The following is a 22,238-nucleotide window of genomic DNA, read 5'->3' as shown; positions in this document are numbered from 1 at the left end:
AGGTCGGATTCATAATGATCACGACCTCTTTCAATTTGTATTGTTGAAAACTAATTGCTTTCATTCCTTGCCCTTGTGAATCTTAAAAACTTATCCATATCGATTGGCTGATTTTCGTCTGCTGTAAACTTAGCCGTTCTAGTTGTTTCCATTATTAAAGTTCTTCTTTAACTCCTGCATTCGCTCCATGGCTTGAACAAGTCGATCATAATTAGTGACCTGCTCTCTTAATGTCGGGTGAAGCTTGTTGTAAGCAACTTTGCAATCATTGACCACTTCTTTATCAGCCAATGTCAAATCGGCTAGCTCTGGAAGATTGTTAATTTGCTCAATTACCTTTGCAACCTTCTCGTTCACTAGCGGTACAACTGTAATAGTAATTCGATTCGTTAAATGAACTGAGTCACCTTTTTTTACTGTAGCAGTAATTTCCGCGCTTCCTTCTTGAAGAGCTGTAATGATACCATTTTCATCAACGGTAGCAACTGCAGGATTATCAATCGAAAATTCAGCATCTGCTATATTGATATCGATGTTGTAGCCATTATTTAATTGCCCAATTAAACGAAGTTGTGCAGTCTTAGTTCTCTCGATTTGATCGTGATCAATGACCAAGGTAACTTCTTCTAGCTTCGCTTCAACTAGACCTGAAGCTGCATCTTTCAAGGTACTTTCAGCCGCTTTTACCTCAATCGGGCTACTGTCGTTTTTAGTAATGATTCTTTCGGCATGATCTAGTGCCTGTTTAAATGGAACCCAACCCTCTACCATAAACTGGCTTTCTTGTTTTTCCTTATGAGTGTTATATAGGTTAATTAAATCGCTAAGATCACCTTTACGAAGCAGTTTCACTGCAGCAGCTTTAATGGCAGCTTGTGCTTCTGCTAATTGTGTCGGAGTTGATGCACTATTTGCCAGTATAGCCTTACCTTCCTTCATTGCATTGTTAAATCTTATCCAAGCGTTAGAGAGATATTTATCTTCTTTCAATTTACTATATTTTGCTATAGTATCCTTTAATCCAGACATATCACCAGGAAGGTTGGCTAAATCATAATTAACCGCAAAACGGTCGGATGTTCTTTTTCCTTCCGCTTTTATTTCAATGAAAAATTTACCATCTGTATCTCTTAGGGGAATACGTTCCTGTATAACCGCCCCATCAACTGCAGGTGCAGATAATAATATTGGGAAGGTATCCTTTTCATTTTCAAATATTTCAATTTGTGCACCCTCAGGTAGATTTTTAAGTGTTAGGATGCCATACCTTTTTGCATTTGCTAATTGGGCACCTTTTAATGAACGCAACAAAGAAAAATCCTCTTTGCCAAGAACAGAGATTTTTTCACCTTGGGCTGCATCGAAAGGCACACTCCTTCTAACACTTTCCATGTAGTTCGGGTTTTTGACAGCGTAGTAAATTCTGCCGGCATGATCTCCAAAATCTAAATTGGTGAATTCAACAATGCCCGAAGCAGGAGCAATTGCTGTTGCCAATACTGTCTTTGTTGCCAGATCCTCGTAAAGGTTTACCGTATCACCTGCTGTAACATTCGAAACAGTTACTTTATCAGTGGCACCCTCATTGTTCTTAGCTTTAACAAACTGCATATTGATTGGTGCTGTTCTTTGGTCAAACTTCTCAGCATACACTTGGAATTCGTATACGCGAGTGGCTTTCCAAGGAGAGCGGTCTGAATTCGTCACATAGAGCTGGACATATCTTGCTTTAATTGGAGTATTCAAGTTCCGATCTGTAATATCCAGTCTATTATCTGTTACGGTATCAGCATCTTTGAAAGTCATATTATTTACGCGGTTTTTGCTTGCTGTTGTATCGCCATCCAATAGAGGCAAACCGTCGTCCGGAGCATATCTCAGCTTAAAATCAATTGTGTTCATATCAGGACTCTCACCTGCACCTGGAGCATTGGCATGGTGAACAACCCATCTACTAATCTCCTTTTCCTCGCCTAAGTCAATTGTTGCAAAATGAGGGCGTGCAACGGTTGCCGAACCTTTTGTACACCATTTACTTAAGGTAATCACACCATCATTAATATTATGGACTGGACCATCGTTTTCAACAGCAACGTTTGAAACAGCCGGTTTATTTAAAGCTAAATTTTCTCTAACCGTTCTATCAATAAACTCAGATGTATTGTCTGGAATCGACCATTTAAAATGCAAACTTTTCACACTACCTTTAATGCCATTTTCAGTGATCGGAGTAATCTCGAAGTTAAAGCCCGATTCATCGCCATCTTTTTCAAATGGAGCAATATAGTAGGCATTGTTTGGTGTTGCCCCGATAAATTCCTTTGTCCCATCTGCCTTTACTCTGTGAATGGTGTAAAGGGCAGCATCATCGGCTTGATCCCAATAGATTCTAGCTTCCGCATGTGCATAGTCTTCAAACATAATTTCATCAAATGTAGCTTTTTGGATCTTTGCGGGTGCCTGGGCATTATCAGTAATCGCCAATCTGCCTACATTTATTTCAAAATCCTTTACGTCTGTCTTGGAAGCAAGTTTTAGTGAAATGGCTTTGGCAGTTTTTCCTGCATAGGCTGAAAGATCAATAGTAACTGTATTCCACTTGCCAGCCTCACCATCTTTAACATCAAAGAAAACAAAGTTCTCATCTGCATAAGTATCACCAAAGCCTAGTCCAACCTGGAGGTTGTTAGCGGCTGATTTAGTTTTATACGTTATACTTAGACTTGATTTAGAATTTATATCTAATTTTGAGCTATAGAGTTTAATATGGTTTGGATTAGCTGCTTCAAGCTTACCTTCTATTTTTAAAGAAGTTCCAGCGAAATAAGCATCCGCATAATCAATCTTTGGAGAAAGTTTTGCCCCTTTGCTCTCAACAATCCAACGCCATGTTGGCATGACATCCGTTAAGGAACGGTTGTACCATTCTTTCTTCCCGGTCACCACACCGTTTTCATAAAATTTATATCCATTTCCAGCAGTAAAATGTGTGACAAAATTACTGCCTACAATTGGTGTTCGATCCGCGACTATACTGGAGACGCCAGGGAATTGATTTGCCACCCTTGTTGTATCGGTTGGATCAGATGTAGATCCGACCCAAAGCTTTGATTCCTGAACATTTTGGAAATCCTCCGGCCCTACTGCGTTTGTAAGGGTTACAGTCGGCGATAGTAAACCAATAGAGGTTCTGATTTTGTTGTTATTATCAACTAGATGCTCAACACGGCCTGGATCCTTGCTGTATGGGAAATACTCCCAACTCGCAAAAACATCATAGGGACTTCTCCCTGCCTTTAACATAGTATCAATCGAGGTATCAATTCTGGATTTATTCCAGTTGAAGTTTAAAAAAGCCTCATCATTGATTCGTCTCTCACCATCTTGAATCATCCCGATATTATTTTGGTTAATTCCATTTTGATTGGATATACCACCAGTTGGAACCATGGAATCATACCATTGCATCGTAAAGTTTTCCGGTTTGTTTTCTTGGATGTAAGCCAACATATCCCTAAGCTTTGCTGCAAGCGCGGAACTTACACTGGATTCTTGATTAATAAAGAATCCATCAAAACCGTAATATTCAGCGATCTCAAATAATTTATCAGCAATGATAAATTTCCCATTCTTATCTTGTTCCGTAAATTGAGTCATAGCTTTTCCAACGAACTCACTATCCCCCCATGGGAAAAAGATTGTACCGGTTGCTTTTACTCCATTTTTATGAGCGGAGTCAATATGTTCCGGTGTTGGAATCGCAATAATACCATCATGTGTAGAGCCACCCCAATAATTATAAGTATCAACGTATTGAAAATAGGTGAACGCATATTGATTGATACCTTCACCACCCTGTGATTTAGCTTCACCAACACGCGGATTTGACATAGCAAGGCTCATTACCTTAGCATCTGGTGAGGCATTAGCATTTACTAACGGTCCCATGTACCGATCTTTTAGTGGAACAGAGCCCCTGTTATATCTGGCGTCGGGGTCATTATCCGGACTCCAGTTTTTGAGCTCATCAACTTGCACACTTGTACCATAGGGCTGTAACGATTCCTTTTTTAAATAATACCCGTTTGGAATGGGCTTGCTTTCTGGTACTTGCGAAGCAAAGGCTGCATCCTTACCAAATGGCAAAAAAATGAATGTCGATACGAGCATTGTTAACGATAGAACGAAAGATAGGGACTTTTTTAACGTTTTACCCATAATATACTCCTCCTTTTTTCCAAAATCATAATTGAACAGGAATTGCTTTGAATGCTAAATTACAGCCTCCCTTTCTATTAAAATTGGATCGATTTTTGTTATTATGATAAGTCTCAAAGATGTCAACTGGGCACGAAATACGGATAATATTTCCACCTTAAGGCAACTACTTTTCCAATAATTCAAATTTCATAATAGTTCCCCTCTTCTATACTATCAGTTCATATGAAAGCGCTTAACTTAAAAAAATATAGATTAGTTGGAAAAATCATATTACATTTAAACACGAATGCTGATTATCCAAATTTATACATAATTAACCCTTGAGCTTCCATGCTTGGATTGCAATGACTACTGCACGACCCAAATCCGGGTGTCCATTTCTCAACTAGATTAGGAGATTATACATCAGCTTTAATGCGCCAAGCTGTAAATCCAGAGCTTATTGCTTGGCACTGTCCAATCGCTAGTTTCTCCGTAATAAAATCCTTGCTCCACTCGACAAAATAGCGAAATTCGTAAAAACCGCCCAATGTCGCTTTGAAATTCGTTTCCCAGTAGTTGCTCATTGCCCAAGCATATATTTGTCGTTCTGTCTCTTCGCTTTGCTGGGTATGGAGCAATCGTTTTCCATAATCAAGGGTGCCTAATTGTATGAGTGGCGTATCCGGCGTAGCGATCATGAGTGAACCGTATTCTCCTACAAACGCTAATCCTTCTTGAATGCAATAATAGTCAAGCAGTGTTCCTGGTATTTGATCGACCCAAGGGCGAACAGGAGATCCAGCCTTATCAAGCCACAACGTCTCGTCATTCTTCGCTCCTGAAGTGAACGGTAGTGAAAAATATACATTTTCCGGCTCCCACACGCTATCCTTATGAAAACGGACAGCTACATCAACCCTGCTTCCAGTTGCATAAATTTTTAGGAACAGAGAATAATAGCTCATCCCATTTATTTCGAACTGAAGTTCAACTCCCCCATATAACGGTCCGCTGGAGAGTGCCTTCGCCTTAACCAACCGTCCGGCGGAACGCTGCACGTTCATCCCTTTTCTATTGCGGCCCATTGTGCTGCGAGCAGTAAAGATGTGGCTCGGGTCCTTTGGATCAACAGCAGGCGTCATTTCATATACAGGCGTGAATGCCCCGTGCTCCCGGTCCTTTCGGATTAATTCCTCTCCCGTCTCCTTATTCACCCAAGAGACAATCCCACTCTCGTTCCAGCATATTTTTACGAATGGAGATTCAACATCATGCTGTGAAATGATAACTAAATCCTTTTTCTCGCCCGACGGGTATATATCCTCGATGTCATAAATCGTGTCAGCACCGACCAATTTATAATTGCTTGTTGTTCTGGCTTTCGACGATTTCACCGGTCGTATGAAATAATGCTTTTGCTCCCCCGACTGCAGTTCCACCTCGACTGTTACGCTTTGTTGACCCACTTGATATGGAACAACCTGTCCGCTTTGTTCCTCTACGACTTCCAACCCATCCTTGAAACGCTCGTTCTCAAAGCCGTCCCATTTAAATTCGACCAATTGCGTCGAAGCATGCTGCTCCGTATTGATCACCCGATAACGGAAAGCCCGCTTCGGATGTAACAGTGATCCGCCTTTTACATTGCTCACTCTGTCCAAAGCACCGTGCGCTAATCGGCTCGCGTTGGCTGCATAGGCCAGCTTGCGCACTTCTAGCATCTGTACATTCCAATCCCACGGGGAATGAATCGAAGCATGATATCCCCACGTATGCTCGGCGTACATAACAAGCTGATTCTCGATTTCGGACAACTCCGTTGAACTGACAATCTGCTGCTGGGGATCTAGCCGTTTGATTTTTCGCAATGTGCGCTGAGCATCCTTGAAAATTTGCGTTTGCATTGGTGTGGAGTTTACTCCATCCGACCACCAGTCCGGCCAATCCCCACGATATACCGGTATTTCAGCGTCTTGCTGCTTCAGATGCCGGAAAAATTCACTTAACGTCGACATCTCGATTTGAACTTCATCTCCATGTTCCTCATTCCATGAACGGAGCACTTTCATAATATCCCCGTTTGGTGAACCGTTGTCCGTAGCCAGTCCCGACACCATGACAGGAACAAAATCATACGGGTATTGTTCCTCTTCCAATTTGCTCAAATATCGTTCGATTCGGGTCGACATGATTTCGTAATGGTTGTCAACGATTGCCGGCGTATGAAATTCGTCCCTTATCATATAGCTGCCGACGCCGTCCGGACAAAGGCCCAATTCGTTACCAAACATGTAATGCTCCCCATTCCATACGAGCAGTTTGTCGCCGTCCGGCGTCTCCCACCAGAATGGAATCTGCTTGCGTCCCAGCGCAAACATGCCATGGTGTGTGTGAATGCACGAGAACAAATGCCGTATGCCCGCATCCAGTAGGCTTTTTGCGTACCCCCAGCTATAACCGTTAATGTCGGCTGTCATAGCTGATTCAACCGGTGAACCAATGGACTGTCCGTATTTTGCTGCTTTGGAATGAATCGAACAGAGCAGTTCTTCATCTGCTAGCTCAGTCATGTTAAGATAGGTGCCTGATAATTCAATATCTCCACGGCGGACCGCTTCTGCAAAATCTCTCTTTTCTTCTTCGTTCGCTTCTTTAAGAAATTGCTCGACCGCCCAAAATGTCTCACACGTCCATTTGAATCCTTTCCACTCGTCGCGTTTTCCAGATCGCATCTCTTTGGAAATATTCAGTGCCTGACGGATAAAATCGACATGGTATTGCTCAATTCTTTCTTGCCTTTCCGTGTAACCAATATCTGTATGTGAATGGTGAATAGCAAAAATACGCCATTTTCGGCTAAGTTTATTCATGTGTACACACTCCCTTTAGTTATCATGATTTTTGAAAGAGCTGATAAACACCTTTTAATGCGCTAACCGATGTATCCGTTGTAATACTGACGGGAACGCTAGCAATCTGACATAAGCCGAACAGGTCCGCGCTTTTGGCAATTTGCCCGCCGATGAGTATGGCATCAGGTTGAAACGATTGGATAAAAGGGTTCAGAACCTCTTTTAACCTTTCACCGAACTCATGGAACAATTGTACCGGCAGCGATTCGCCTGAGCAGGCTCGTTCCGCCAAACATTTCACATCGTCTTCCCCAGCTAATATGTTCTTGATCCCCATCTCATTAGCAAGCCGAATGATTCCCCTGCGAGAGATGTAATCATCAATAATTCCATCCCGGTAGGGCAATCGGTACAACCAGCCTTCAGGGGGAACCCCTTCGCCCTGTTTGACCAACCGGTTGCTGCTCACGAAGGCTGAGCCGAATCCTGTGCCAATCGTTAAACAAATAGTTCTCGGATAGGGCCTGCCCTCGCCGAAGGCGCATTCGCCTAACGCGAACAGAGCAGCGTCATTTTCGATGGCGATACCCGGAGAATCACTCCATCTTCCTTGCAGCTCTGGTAATACAGCAATTCTGTTCGTCAATTCTTCTTTGAGATTAACGCCGTACAACGATTCAAACTTGTTTAGCCCTCGTATTCGGCATATGCCGGATTCGTATTCGAACGGACCGGGGAACGCAAATCCTATGCCCCGGATCGCCTGCCCAGCTTGAACCCTCTTCCCCTGATCCTTAACGAGCAAGGCAAAATGCTGCAGCAGCTCCTCCCTCGTCTCCTCCGACCGCGCGGGATACACCATAACAGGTTTCGCAATGGTACCGTCGCTACGTATGATACCGGCTTTCACATACGTACCGCCTACATCAAAGGCCAATACGTAATCATGCATCTGCATCAACCAAGCTAACGTTCCATTTCCTCGATACGCCTGCTTTAATCAGTTTACACGGCGCGCTACTCAAATTCACAATGGCATAAGCACCAAATGAGGCTGGTATGATGTAAGACTCTGCATAACCAAATTCGACGTAAACTTCTTCGTCATCCAATGACATAATACGAACGCGCTCACCCTCAACTAGATTAAGCAGAACGAACTCGTCATCGGTTTCGTCCTCCCATCGGTCTGCCAGATGGATGCGGTTTACATAGAAGAGCAAATCGTCACGTTCTCCAAGCACGTACTCCTCATTGCTGCCTTGTTGCTTAAGGAGTTTCGGCTGATGAATCAAGTTTTTTTGCACCCAACCGGTTTTACGCGAGAAATCGATATTGTCGAATGCATAATCGATGTTGATTGGACGCAATTTTCCATCTAAATCTTTGCGCACGTAATCGTATATTTTGAATGTAAACCACCACGTCGTCGCAGATATTTCTAGTACGAAATTGTTGTTTCCTGAACAGTGGACAGTACCTGTTGGAATGAGATACAAGTCACCCTTCTCACTCGGCCATTCTTGCACGTATTCCGTAAAAGGAATCGGTTCTCCCGTCTCTTGGGACTTTTCTACCGCTTCTCGGAACGACTTCTCCGTGCATGTTTCCGTTAATCCGAGGTATACCTTGGCGTCGCCTTGTTTCTCCATTATGTAATAAGACTCCTGCTGCTCCATGAATTCATTAAAGGTTTCACGGAGGTAGGTCTGCTTCGGATGGACCTGACAGGATAGATTTTCACCATCTATCGTATCTAAAAAGTCGAATCGTACAGGAAAATAATCGCCGAACAACTTGACATTGCGCCGTCCGATCATTTCCAAGTGAGAAAATGCCATCATGAGTAGAAATGGAATTTCAACAACGTGCTCTCCCATCGACACTAGCACCGAATTTTCGGGAGCGATTGGCTCGAAGTTCCATGCGCAGTTGATCATGTCAGCTGGCAAATCAGCGATTCGCTTTAAATATTGTCCACCCCATACGCCTGGCATTAGAAACGGCTTAACACGCAGCGGAAAACGGGCAATGTCCCGGATAACAGCCAGCAAATCACTAACGGTCAATAGGACAGGACGGCATGGGGCATTCATGTCGACATACCAATCAAACGCTTTCATCCGCTCCTTACGGTATCCCTCTAGCAGCGGCCACTCAACAAAATAGGCAATTTTGTATTTTTCCAAAGCGTCGATATTCCAACTAAACCCAAAGTTCAGTAAGCTGCCTTTATAGGCAATTTCCTGGTATTCCCGTGAAACATCGAGAAACAGCGAAGCATCGCAACAACCATCCGAAAGCCATAACGCGCCAGGGCCAAAAACGACAAACAATAACCTCTCGCTTGATGTTTCCGTTAACCTGGCTGCATCCTCTGCAAAATTGCGCTGCGCTCTGTTTTGGAAATACTCGTCAATTTTCTGATTTGCTACATAGCCGAAAGCGCGATTATCAGTAATGTTCTGTCGGAAATGGTCCCTCAGCTCTGTTCCGGATTTTAAATAGCTATAAGTGTCCACAGTAGCAAAACGAAATCCGTGGTCTTCAGCATATGGGATCAAGTCCTTCAGTAGAGCATTAAAATCTGCACCATGTGTACCGTCTATAACAAGTGTGAAGACGTTGCAGCTTTTGCTTTTAGCCTGTGAAATCACTCTCTGCAGGAGAGCACCGTATCCTTCTTCAATGCCATTTTCGAGGACGGCTTGACGAATCGGATTTAATGGTCTTTTTTCAAACATAACTTTTTCTTCCTTTCTCATCAATGAGGCATCGTGATTGGGCAGCACTATTCAATCCATATCCTTTACAACCTTTTGTTCTAAAGTTGAATTTGATCGCAGCTTCAGACTGAAACGAAATTTCATATCATCCTCGAACCACATCCTAAAATTCGTGCCCCATACATTGTTGTGCAAATTGAAATGGAATCCACCGGTTAGCGGAGCATAGGTGTTGTCGAATTGCAGCAAACGCGGTTCACCCGGACAAACAAGAGGAGCATCCAACGTTTCAATAACGGCTTTTCCGTCCGCGCCTTCGTAGTAAAGACCGGAGTTAACACCATGCATATTCCGGTTGCCGTCCTTCACAACAGACAACGGAGAGACCCGTTCTCCCAGTTTATCCATGAACCAGGCGTTCGGATTGTCGACAAGCGGTACAAAAGAAAACCAGCTTGCTTCCGGAAGACGGCACGCTTGCTTATCGTTCCAATGTAATTCAATATCAACAATTGGCTCATCCACATGGAACGTGTAGATCACAGCTAGCTTTTTAGGCGCTCCGTAATGTTCGCAAACCTCCTTCGGCAGCTTCAGTTCCGCACGAACGATGTCACGATCGGTATTTCTCTTCAAATGTAGCGATTTTAATGCCGCCGGATATCGGTAATGTTTCGGTCTTGGCTTTACATATTCGATACCCGGTTTGCCGAAATCGTTATCCGCCCAGCTGTGATGGACTTCCAGATTGGTCACATATTCTTTGAAGAACCTGTCGTAACATTCTTTGCTGAACGTTTCGTAGTGAAATATTCCGAGTCGCTGATTGTCATCAGCCCATGCCTTGCCCGATTGGTCAACAAGTCTAAAAATCGATCCGTCAGCAGCGAAGCTTACTTGAAACTGTCCCAATTCGTAGCACTCGTTCATCTCGATTTCCGTCGGGTCCTCAACAAGCTCTGAGCACGCAGTGTTTTCAATGGAACTCCGTGGGGCCATCCCTTCCAACGTTTGTCTTGCTTCGTTCGCCAGCTCTTCAGGCAACGCACGAAGCGCCTCCTCGATATAGTCCCGCTGTTCCTGCCACGAGCTTTCGTAGTCACTGTATGATCTTCTCTCATTCGCAAGCTGGCGAAGGTAATCGTATTTTCTCAGTTTCGTATCGTCTACAACATCGCGTGCTCTGGCTGCTGCAAAATCGGCAGCAGAGTAATTGGCAAAGTCAACAAGATATACCGATGCGTTCATTCCCCATGTATGCTCTGGTATAAGCATAAGCCGATTGCAAAATTGGGCGTACTGCTCACTTTCGGGATCCAATTGACCAGTTGCATTCCATTTGTCCCTTAACCGAAGCAATTCCCGGTAGCGTGCCACTTTCCATGGATCGGAAGCAATGCCATGAATCCACGAATCACCGATTTCTTCCTTTATGACAGGCAGCAAATGCTTGACTGCAAGAAGCTTTTCGGCAAACGCATCAAGGGTTGAAGCCATAATCTCCGCCCCGGGATACTCCTGCTGCAATCGTGAGAACAATGCGCGAATTTCCTCCAAAGTGGAAGGCCCATGATTGTCTCCCGTATGAGCAAAATATAAAGCATCTTCGAGTCCATCCATTTGAAAAGGTTTGCCGTAGCTATCGGCATAATTGACGATAATCTCCGACCCGTCTGCTGCACGCCACACGAATACCTTTGGTACCTTCGGATTTTTTGAGACCATATTGACACCTAAATGCAAATATTGAATGCCGTGTTTTGCCAGCATCGGCACAATCGCGATCGTATGTCCAGGAACATCGGTCATTTTGGCAGCAATCGTTGTTTTTCCAAACTGCCGATCTAAATTTTGGGAGAGCGAAAGGCCGTATTCAAACAATGATGCATCCATAATTTCTGTATGGATTGTGAACGGCAATCCATGCCAAACCATTCGCCCTTCACGGATCGCTTCCTCCATGCGTACTCGATTTTCCTGTGAAGCCGTCTGTAAAAATTCGTGGATCAACCAAGAACCAGTCGTCCATACGAATTTCACATTTCCTTCCTCGCATGCCAACTGTTCGGATAACTCCATCGCCTGTGGAATAAAACCTTCCATATAACGTTCGATTACGTTTTTTCCTAAATCGGTAAATCCAATGTCCAAATGGGTTTTGAAAATAACATGCACTTTTTTAATTGTTTTTGTCACGAGCTTCACTCCATTCCGATAGTTACCAAGGAAGATAATTAATAATGAACGAATTGGTTACTTATTCTGTTATTATTGGGATAATCAAAAAAGGATTGTAAAACGAGCCAAGCAGCTCCTATAAGTCCAGCTCTTTTGCCAAGCATGGATTTTTCAATCTTAATACCCTTTGTTGCTTACTTAAACAGCCCCATTATCTTTTCAAATAATGGGGCTGTTTTTCAGATAAGTAAAAACACAAAATGTGGCATCGGAATGACTAGTCCTTATTCAAAACGGAACTTGTACAGGCTCAGACGTATTGCCATTAAAGTCTTCTAAAACGACTTCAATAACCCCGGAACTTCCCTTAACTGTGAATATTAAATCGTCAACGCCTCTAATGGCATACTTTCTTCCATCTTTAAATGTGATCTGTTTGCCATCTTGCCAGGCATATAAATGCCACCAGTCATCGGATGTTGGCCCTGAAAGTTTAACCTTTGATCCAATCATTGTTGCAGCACCCTCGTAAACGTCTGCTTGATTATCTATTAATACACCTGTGTCATCTGAGTAAGTTATGACGTTACCTTTAGCATCCAATATTGAAATTCTAACTGTATATGCACTTCCATCGGTAATTGGAATGTCAATTTTAGCTGCATTTGTTCCTTTCGTAAAAGTCTCTGAGTAAACATCTTTTCGTGGTGAATAGTTAAATGTTACGTCTACTTTTACGTTGGCGTGTTTAACCGCCGGAGTTTCCCAAGTTAAATCAATATACCCATCCTTTTCTTTCGCTTGGATATTTTTGACCGTTTCCGAAATATTCTTTTTGACAACTGCTTCCGAGCCTTCTCTTCCGTCAGCCCCAACCGCTTTAACCTTGATTTTCACTATACCTTTAGGATCGTATAAAGACTTAATATAAAAGACGTCGTCATACGTTCCACCTAAAAATACTTCCTTCCCGCCCTCATATTCCGCATATAGGTTGTAACGTTTTACCTTGTTGTAATCTTCCAAGTCCCACGAAACATACATTTCGGACGTATCATAGGACTTATCAATTTTCAACCCTTTTGGAGCGGCAGGTTTAACAGCCTTACCGTCTGTAATCTTAATTTCACCGACGTTAAACTGATAATCCTTAATAACTCCTTTCTCTGGAGAAAAAGATAGACCGAAAGCAGCCAAAGTTTTACCGGCATATTTGGAAAGATCCAAGTTTTTCTGTACCCATCCTTTGGTACTTTTGTTAGCCCCGCTCGGGATTTTAATATACTCGACCTTTGTTGGATCCTCCTCAAAAATCAATCCTACTTCAACGCTGCTTGCATCCGTCTTTGATGGTTTATTAAATGTAATGTTTAATTTTGACGTAGGCTTAATATCTAATTTCGTTTTGTATAAACGAACAAAGTTTGTCGTATCCAAATCACCATAGATAGCCAATGAGCTGCCGCCGTTATATCCGCCAAGTTGAGTATAATCATGTCCTGCGTTATATTTCTCTCCATAGTCGAAATCTAATTTTAATCTGGTACCCTTAGTGTCGATCCACCATTGCCATGTTGGGAGAATATCCTGAATATTGATGTTAGCCCATTCGTTGTCATTCGAGATCTTACCGTCAACAAAATATTGCATACCATGTCCAGTATTAAAGTTTGTATAGAAATTTGAACCAGTAATTACTGACCTTTCGGAAACGTATGCCGCTAGACCTGGCCACGTCTTATATGACTTGCCTTCGTTCGGTTTTCCACGTTCAGGATCATTGGCTGTTTTGACAGGGTCTGGAGTAGCGTTCAAAACAGCTTGCAACAATTGATCATGCCCTATGCCAGCTGAAGCAAGCGTCCCTTTTCCCAAGTCATAAGTGGGAGCATCTGCGGCACCTGACCACCATGTTCTTTCTCTTGCAGCGATATATTTGTAATATTCAGGGTCACCACGTCTATTTTCTGTATACTTATTTGGCCCCGTATGACCAAAGAGTTGTTCATCCAGGTGCTCAAACACAGTTGAGCTGCCAAGAGAAGCTAGACCCGTTCTTGGAACTAAATTTTCATCATAAGTGTTGTATAATGACCCACGTGTTCCACTAAATCCTGTCTGACCCGCCTCAAGTGTATTAAATACTGTATTTCTTGGATCTAAACCCAATTCTTTCATTGTTTCAACAGAACCATCTACCATTGCCTTACTCGGGTCCGGATTCATATATAAAGAATTAGCAGCAATTGTCGCATCGGCAGGTTCCTTGATCCAGTTGCTAAACTCTGTTGCATTTTTATTGTAATAGTCAATTTTACCCCACGAGCTTTTATTTTTTTGTCCATACCGATTGGAAGCATAAACTTGCACATAAAGACCTTGCGAAGTCATTGCCCCAATAAACTCTTTATAAACCGGCATAAAGCTGCTAGGCAGTTCTTCTTCGGCATTCACAAAGTAACCGTCAAAACCGTAATACTTTGCCATTTCAACTAATTTATCAGCGATAGGGAATCTTCCATTTTCATCTTTATAAACAAAATCATCGGTATGCTCCGTTCTTGGGAAGAAAATACTACCTAAAGATTTAACGCCATTTTTGTGAGCGGCATTTGTGTATGCCGGATTTGGAATATTTAATACACCAAACTCATATTCACGTTGCCACCATTCTGCTTCAGGATCATATAAAGAATCAGGCGTCGGATTTGTAACTACACCATGCCAAGATGCTGTATAATCTACATACTGCCAAAAGTTGAATAAATATTGCGCAAATTGGTCATTATACAATGTTGGGTTAAAAAATTCATTTCCGTAGTCACCTGCTAAGATTAGGCTTTGAACTTCTTGGTCTAATGTCGGATTTGCCTGTGTCGGTTTAAATGCTTCATTTCGTTCTTGAAGCGGTACTTTTGCCCTCATAAATTCATAATATTCATCTGTTTCAGGGGTCCAATTCAAAATATTTTGTTTTCGATGTCCGTGATAAACGGGTTGGTTTTTTCCTTTGTAACCTTGCTCATCGGGACGCGGCGGCAACGTATCTCCACCGGCATATACGATAGAGACATTAGTCAGTATCGTACCAATTGCTAAAATCAATGCTAGAATGACTACAAAGTGTTTGTTGAAATTAAATTTCATGGTCACACTCTCCTCCTTTATTATTTATAAAAGCGGGATTCGCTTTTTATAACGGATTCCATAGTAGGATAGTATTCTATTATTATGACATTGTGTTATCTCGCCTTTATTTTGTCTGCAATGACAAGATATAAGAAATGTGCAAGGCGCCCGCCTATCGGCTTATGACCTCGAGCCGATGGAGCCTGGAGCTGGACAATTCCCAAAGTCAAAATTTTCTACTTTCTTGATTTTAGCACAAAAAAACACGTAAAATTGTCTTTTTAAAAGCCTTCTGACAGTAGGGTTCACGGGCTTTGTTATATATTTTCGATTAATGGTTCCTACCCAAGTTTGTCTACTACTCTACTCTCGAAAGTCTAAATAATAGCGATATTTTTTTCCAATATAGAAACATTCTGAAAGCTCATAAAAATTCTGGCTAACGTTTGAAGTAAAGCGAACTCTTTTTAATACAGGCTCTGATTCTTTTATTTTTAACTTTTTTTGCACTTCACGATTAGGTGAAACAGCTTCAACATATTCTCTTTCCTGATTCACAATAATATTTTTTGTACGTAAGTAAGAGTAGAAAGAGGAAGAATAATCTTTGGTATCTAATGAATAATCGCGATTATAAGCAATATAAGTGATAAAAAAGGCAAAAACAGAATCCTCATCTCCCCGCACCCTTTTTAGAATCAAAACCGCACTTCCAATCTCGATATTTAAATATTTTGCTACACGTTTATTCGCATGCCCTACCTTTACCTCTACATCTACTGTTTTAGCATGCTTTCCTTTCTCCTGTAGTTCTTGAGTAAATCCTTTAATAATTGTATAATGTTCTTCTTCCTGAAAAGTATCTTTAACAAAGGTTCCCTTCGATCGAATACGTACAAGTAAATTTTCTTTCATTAATTCATCAATCGCCTTCCGAATCGTAATCCTACTTACGTGATACATATCACAAAGTTCCAGCTCGGTAGGAATCCGCTCACCTTCTCGCCATTTTTCCGTTTGAATATTCAAACGGAAATCATCTGCAATTTGAGCATATAATGAATTAGCTGCTTGATTGCGTACTTTCATTTTTGTCCACTACTTTCTGCTTATTATTATTCAACTTTCGCACCAATAAAGTAGGTGATAAATATTGATTGTTATGTATAGGCCAGTGGCATATTCATTATGTTGATTGGCAACTTTAAAAAAATGAAAAACACCTCGTTCTTTGGTAAAGTGTAAGTGACTAGAAAACACTACCATACAGAAGAGGTGTAACCTATATGTTTTGGCGGTACCCCATATTCTCCTTTTAATTGTTCCTATTTTCTTCGGTTTTCCTCTGTAAATGCTTGATGGGCAAGCAAAAGAGAGCCCGTTATCCCAGCATCATCGCCTAGTCCAGGACTCACAATATATTCCGTTAGATCCGGCAAGGAAACATAATCATTTAGAAGCTCCTGCAAGTAGTGATAAACGGAAGTGAATACTTGTTTCTGGTTCATCACGCCGCCGCCAAGAATAATCCTTTTTGGTGATAGAATTAAAATATATTGCATCAGGGCTTGAGCAATATAGTAACCTTCTAATTCCCATACTTCCTTTTGGTCCACTAGGTCGAACCCTTTTCTCCCCCAACGTTCTTCAATCGCAGGACCTGCCGCAAGACCTTCTAAACAATCTCCATGATAAGGGCATTTACCTTGATACTCATCATTCGGATGGCGCCTTACAAGGATGTGGCCCATTTCGGGGTGGGACAGTCCTTGAAGAAGCTTTCCTTGAACCACTGCACCTGCTCCAATTCCTGTCCCAACCGTAATGTACAAACAGCTGTCTAAACCTTTGGCCGCACCATGGATGGCTTCCCCTAATGCCGCTGCATTCACATCGGTATTGAAACCAATCGGTACTGAAAAAGCATCTTTTAATGCTTGGACAAACGGAAAATTCCTCCATGCCAATTTAGGTGTGGAGGTTATCATCCCATAGGCCGGGCTTTCATGATTTACATCGACAGGACCAAATGAACCGATCCCAATCGCATCAAGATCATATTTTTTAAAAAACGCCATTACCTCGGCCATTGTTTCCTCCGGCACTGTGGTTGGGATCTTGATCCGGTCAATAATCGTGCCCAACTCGTCTCCGACCGCACAAACAAATTTTGTTCCTCCAGCTTCTATCGCACCAAACATTTTCGGTTCCTCCATATTGTTATGTTTATATTCCTGATGCGGCATGCACCTTCAAAAAATGAAACAAGGCTCCAATTAAATTGGCATCATTATCAAATTGACACGCTTCAACTGATATATCCAAAGTCGAGATTTCGTCTTTTAATTGTGCTAATTCGTCGTTTATCCCTTTAATCACATCTGGACGCTTGCTAATCCCCCCACCGATGAGAATTTTCTGCGGATCGAGGGCATATTTCAGGTTATAGATTCCAATCGCCAGCTTTTTATATAAATTGCTAATACATTCACGAGCAATCGGATCCCCATCTGCCGCCAAACGGAATACGTCTTCGCCAGTCAACGTTCCTTTGTCAAGCGACTTTCGCCTTTCTACTTCTTTTACAAGGGCATTGGTTGATGCCATTTGGCTCCAAGTTGCTCGCAGCGGATGGTTTGCCGAGCTTTCCATAATCATATAGCCAAACTCTCCGCCATGAAGGGTAGCTCCGCGTAATATCGATTGATTCATGACAATACTGCCGCCAATTCCCGTACCAATGACAACACATATATAATAATCCGTATCTCTTGCAGCACCCAGCCACCCTTCAGCCAATGCAGCACAGTTGGCATCATTCTCAATTGATACCTCTAGACCGGTCCGTTCCTTCAGCAAATCAGTCATGCAGACACCATGAATATAGGGAATGGCGCTTGCACCACCAATAAATCCAGTGCCGACATCGACAGCACCCGGCGAGCTTAACGCGATCCCTTGTAATTCAAAAGAGCGTGCATACTGTTTTACTATATCAGTAATATTTTGCAAAAATGGTTCCAATCCTGCTGACGGTGTCGGAATCTTTCCGCTCTCAAGTTTGTTAGCATGATCATCCATCACAGCATACTTTATATAGGTTCCGCCAATATCAAAAACCATGTAAGCTTTCACTGGTATCACCCCCTTTTTTACAGATTTATTTTCTAACGACAGTAAGAACGGGTTTTACGACAGTTGGAACGACTTATACGACAGTTGACATCGCTTATACGACAGTTAGACCTGCCTATACGACAGTTGGCACAACTTATCCGACAGTAAACCCATTATTTTCAGCTAATGTTTTATACCATCTGCCAGATTTTTTAATCGTTCGTTTATAGTTGTTCTGTAAATCTACCTCTACTAATCCATATCGGTTCTTATAGGCGTTTGTCCATGACCAGTTATCGATAAATGTCCAAAGATGATAGCCAAGACAATTTGCCCCTTCTTGCAGACCTTTATGGACCCACTTCAGGTGTTCCTGGATAAATTCAATCCGGTAATCATCCTCAATGAATCCTGCTTCATTTCGGAATTTCTCTTCCCCTTCAACACCCATGCCATTTTCTGAAATAAAGAATGGTAGATTGCCATAATTGTCACGAATATCCATCATAATGTCATAGATGACTTCCTCGCAGATTTCCCAGCCGCGGTGCGGATTGATTTTCCTGCCTGGCATAATATACGGATCAAATAGATGTTCCGGCATAAACGGATTCCCTGCCGGCACCGACTGTTCCTTTGCTTTGACTCGGCGCGGCTGGTAGTAATTCACTCCTAAAATATCAATGGGATTGTCTCGAATGACGGCTAAATCTCCCGGTTCCACTATTGGAAGTAACTCTCTATCTTTTAAAATCTCAATCAGATCTTTCGGGTATTCCCCTTTTGTGACCGGATCGAGGAAGCTTCTGTTAAAGATAAGGTCCGCAATATGGGCAGCCTTTACATCTGCAGCATCCTGACTTCGTGGATAAGATGGCGTTAAGTTTAGGATGATGCCAATTTTGCCGTCTACATTCAATTTCTTGAAAGCCTCAACCGCTTTTGCATGGGCAACAATGGTATGATGAGCAACAGTCGCCCCACGTTTGAAATCTACTACATTTGGATAATGTAAATCATATAAATAGCTGGCCTCAACAGGAACAATCGGTTCGTTAAAAGTAAACCAATGCTTGACCCGGTCCCCAAATAATCGAAAACATGTTGCCGCATAATTCACATAGGCCTCGATAACTTCCCGGCTTTCCCAGCCGCCTTTTTCCTGCATGCACATCGGCATATCGAAATGGTAAAGATTCATGAATGGTTCAATATCATTTGCAAGTAGTTCATCTATCACTTGGTTGTAAAAGGTTACGGCTTTCTCATTCACATCCCCGACTCCATCCGGAATCAACCTTGACCATTGGATTGATGTTCGAAAGGAAGTGTGACCCGTTTCTTTCATCAGTTGAATATCTTCTTTAAACATATGATAGAAATTAGATGTATTCTCAGGTCCTACATCATTGTGGAAACAATTTGGTTCAATGCTGTACCAATAATCCCAAATACTAGGTTTCCTTCCGTCCTGATCCGCTGCACCTTCAGTTTGTGGACCTGATGCCGCACTTCCCCACCAAAAGCCTTGAGGAAATCGGTATTCAGGGCTCGTTCTATTCGTTTTATTATCCATTGATGAGCACCTTCAATCTATTTATTTTTTAGCTTAGGGACCTAGCCAATCTCTGGAATGGCTTTTAAATAGTTGACAGGATTTCCAACTTCTATTTCAAAAAAGCCCTTCTCAAGCTCGTATTGATTTTGGCTGCTAAATACTCGTAATTCTTCCACCCCTAATTCCAAATGAACTTCTTTGGTTTCTCCAGCGGCAATCCATACCTTCTTAAATCCTTTTAGTTCCTTCACTCTTCTTGTAATACTCGATCCCTTTCCTTTTACGTATAGCTGAATAACATCAAAGCCGTCGCGATCCCCACTATTAGTGACATCAACGATTATTTTAAACTTTTCACCTGCTAACAGGTTGTCCGACTGGATGGTTTGAGAGGTGAATCGAAGATTTTCATATTTAAATTCAGTATAAGAAAGTCCAAATCCAAAAGGGAATAGTGCCTCTCCAGACAAATCGAAATAGTCCTTTTTATATCCCCCATCCTTGGGGTTGTAAAAAACCGGGAGGTGCATGGAAGACCTTGGGATGGAAACAGGCAATCTTCCACTTGGATTGACATGTCCAAATAATACTTCTGCAATGGCCTGGCCACCCATTTGTCCGGGATACCATGCACTTAAGATCGCCGGAGCATGTTCTGCTATCCATGGAATGGCATATGGCCGTCCCTGTATCAGGACCACAACGGTTGGTGTTCCGGTTTTCATGATTTCCTGTAGTAAATGCAGTTGATGACCACCCAACTCTAAGTCAGCTACGTCCACATTTTCACCGCAATCCATTTCCTCTTCCCCAGATGTATTAACTACAGCTCCATTCAGGTCAAATTGGGCGTCGAAATTTCTGGCACTCGAACCACCTAAAACAACAATAGCAACATCTGAATTGTCAGCCAGATGAACAGCCTTCTTTATTCCTTCCTTTTCGCCGGAACGAATGCCACAGCCCTTTTCATAGGCTACTTCTGCATCTCCTGCTAACGTAGTAATCCCCTGAAGCACAGTAATTACCTTGTCTTCTTGTTGAAATGGTGTGTAATCACCAAGCTGATTATAGATGGCAGCTGCATTAGGTCCAATGACTGCTATTTTTTTTACAGCCTCTTTTAATGGCAATATTCCTTTATTTTTCAACAACACCACCGACTGCCGGGCGGATTCCAGATTGACTTTTTCTGCTTGCTCCTTATTTTGAGACAGATTGGTTTCCGTATAAGGATTTTCAAACAATCCCATTTTAAACTTAAGTGTTAAAACCCTTCTTACCGCGTCATTAAGCTTTTCTTCACTAACTTGGCCTTCTTCAACCGCCTTTTCCAATGTCGTATACACATTGTCCCAGAGGCTTATATCTACCCCGCTTTCAAGGGCTAACGCTGCCGCCTTTTCCCGGCTCTGGGTTAAATTGACCAAAAGGTCTAGAGCACAGCCATCTGCCATAACAGCCCCTTTAAACCCTAACTCTTCGCGAAGAATTTGATTGAGAAGATAACCATTGGCATGGCATGGGATTCCGTCAATTTCATTATAGGCAGCCATACAAGCAAGGGCTCCTGATTGAATCGCTGAAATCATTGGCGGCAGATGAATTTCCCTTAGTTCTCTTTCACCTATCGAGGCTGGAGCCGCATTATGCCCCCCTGTCCCATTACCTTGTGCCGCAAAATGTTTTAATACCGGAATCATTTTACCTTCTGGAATCTGGCCGTCTGCTTCCCCCTGCATCCCTTTTAAAACAGCTTCGGTTAACCTGGCAGCAAGATAAGGATCTTCACTGAAGCATTCTTCTGATCTCCCCCATCTTGGGTCACGGAGGATATCAAGTGTCGATACGAGTGCCAAATGAGCACCTTTAGCCCGCACTTGTTCCGCAACAGCTGCCACCAATTCTTCATGTAAGTCTGGGTTCCAAGTTGCTCCCACGCCTAAATTAACGGGAGTAATCAGGCTGTCTAGTCCTTGATGGCCGTGGGAGCACTCTTCTGATAACAGGACGGGAATCCCTAATCTTGTATTTTGCTTAATATATTGTTGAATCGTATTGGCAACTTCCGCACTTTTGCTTTCAGGAATTCCATTTTCATAATTAATTCCTGACCACGGATCTGCACGAAACAGACCATAGAGAACACCGATTCCATCACCGAATCGAACGTGTTCCTTAAATTTTTCTGTCAATTCGTACCCCGTTGCTGTCTTCCTAACAGCTTCCCAGCCGTACATCCTCTGGTTCACTTGGCCTACTTTTTCCTTTAAGGTCATTTTCGAAAGTAATCTTTCTACTCTATTAGATATTGATTCTATTTCTTTAGTTGAATGGTTCGTTTTTCCCATCTCTCTAACTCCTATTGCACTTTTTTGATAAAGGCTCTGTTAAAAGTGAATGTTGATTTCCGTTCCAGGCGCTTCGCTTTCCGCGGGGCGGGCGGTGAGCCTCCTCGGCGCTAAAGCGCCTGCG

General features: G+C 42.4%; 11 protein-coding genes. All 11 read right to left on the bottom strand.

Annotation, left to right across the window (positions count from 1 at the left end):
- Positions 1-138: 138 nt before the first annotated feature.
- The 11 genes from ACFVSW_RS21365 to ACFVSW_RS21315 all read right to left on the bottom strand — a co-directional run bounded on the left by ACFVSW_RS21365 (position 139) and on the right by ACFVSW_RS21315 (position 22,114).
- The gene (locus ACFVSW_RS21365; protein WP_387318635.1) at positions 139-4,218 is read right to left on the bottom strand and encodes an endo-beta-N-acetylglucosaminidase; all 4,080 of its coding nucleotides are present in this window, start codon (positions 4,216-4,218) and stop codon (positions 139-141) included.
- A gap of 401 nt (positions 4,219-4,619) precedes the next feature.
- The gene (locus ACFVSW_RS21360; RefSeq protein ID WP_387318634.1) at positions 4,620-7,073 is read right to left on the bottom strand and encodes a glycoside hydrolase family 38 N-terminal domain-containing protein; all 2,454 of its coding nucleotides are present in this window, start codon (positions 7,071-7,073) and stop codon (positions 4,620-4,622) included.
- 22 nt (positions 7,074-7,095) lie between these two features.
- A complete protein-coding gene (locus ACFVSW_RS21355; RefSeq protein ID WP_387318726.1) occupies positions 7,096-8,007 on the bottom strand; it encodes an ROK family protein in 912 nt (303 codons plus the stop codon).
- Positions 8,000-9,799: a class I mannose-6-phosphate isomerase gene (locus tag ACFVSW_RS21350; protein WP_387318633.1), complete on the bottom strand. Its 1,800-nt coding sequence runs from the start codon at positions 9,797-9,799 to the stop codon at positions 8,000-8,002. Before ACFVSW_RS21350 ends, ACFVSW_RS21355 begins: the two co-directional genes overlap by 8 nt.
- A 51-nt stretch (positions 9,800-9,850) precedes the next feature.
- Positions 9,851-11,977 (bottom strand): DUF5054 domain-containing protein, encoded by a 2,127-nt coding sequence (locus tag ACFVSW_RS21345; protein WP_387318632.1) that lies wholly within the window; start codon positions 11,975-11,977, stop codon positions 9,851-9,853.
- Positions 11,978-12,247: 270 nt separating this feature from the next.
- Positions 12,248-15,106 (bottom strand): endo-beta-N-acetylglucosaminidase, encoded by a 2,859-nt coding sequence (locus ACFVSW_RS21340; RefSeq protein WP_387318631.1) that lies wholly within the window; start codon positions 15,104-15,106, stop codon positions 12,248-12,250.
- 345 nt (positions 15,107-15,451) lie between these two features.
- The gene (locus ACFVSW_RS21335; protein ID WP_387318630.1) at positions 15,452-16,177 is read right to left on the bottom strand and encodes a GntR family transcriptional regulator; all 726 of its coding nucleotides are present in this window, start codon (positions 16,175-16,177) and stop codon (positions 15,452-15,454) included.
- A 236-nt stretch (positions 16,178-16,413) separates the two neighbouring features.
- A complete protein-coding gene (locus ACFVSW_RS21330; protein WP_387318629.1) occupies positions 16,414-17,289 on the bottom strand; it encodes an ROK family protein in 876 nt (291 codons plus the stop codon).
- A 25-nt stretch (positions 17,290-17,314) separates the two neighbouring features.
- Positions 17,315-18,223, bottom strand: a complete 909-nt coding sequence (locus tag ACFVSW_RS21325) for an ROK family protein (protein WP_387318628.1) — start codon at positions 18,221-18,223, stop codon at positions 17,315-17,317.
- A gap of 136 nt (positions 18,224-18,359) precedes the next feature.
- Positions 18,360-19,781 (bottom strand): glycoside hydrolase family 1 protein, encoded by a 1,422-nt coding sequence (locus ACFVSW_RS21320; protein ID WP_387318627.1) that lies wholly within the window; start codon positions 19,779-19,781, stop codon positions 18,360-18,362.
- Positions 19,782-19,822: 41 nt separating this feature from the next.
- Positions 19,823-22,114: a glycoside hydrolase family 3 N-terminal domain-containing protein gene (locus tag ACFVSW_RS21315; RefSeq protein ID WP_387318626.1), complete on the bottom strand. Its 2,292-nt coding sequence runs from the start codon at positions 22,112-22,114 to the stop codon at positions 19,823-19,825.
- Positions 22,115-22,238: the final 124 nt, after the last annotated feature.

The sequence above is a fragment of the Neobacillus sp. NPDC058068 genome (genome assembly GCF_042885335.1).
GTDB lineage: Bacteria > Bacillota > Bacilli > Bacillales > Cytobacillaceae > Neobacillus.
This window is presented reverse-complemented; position numbering and strand designations above follow the sequence as displayed.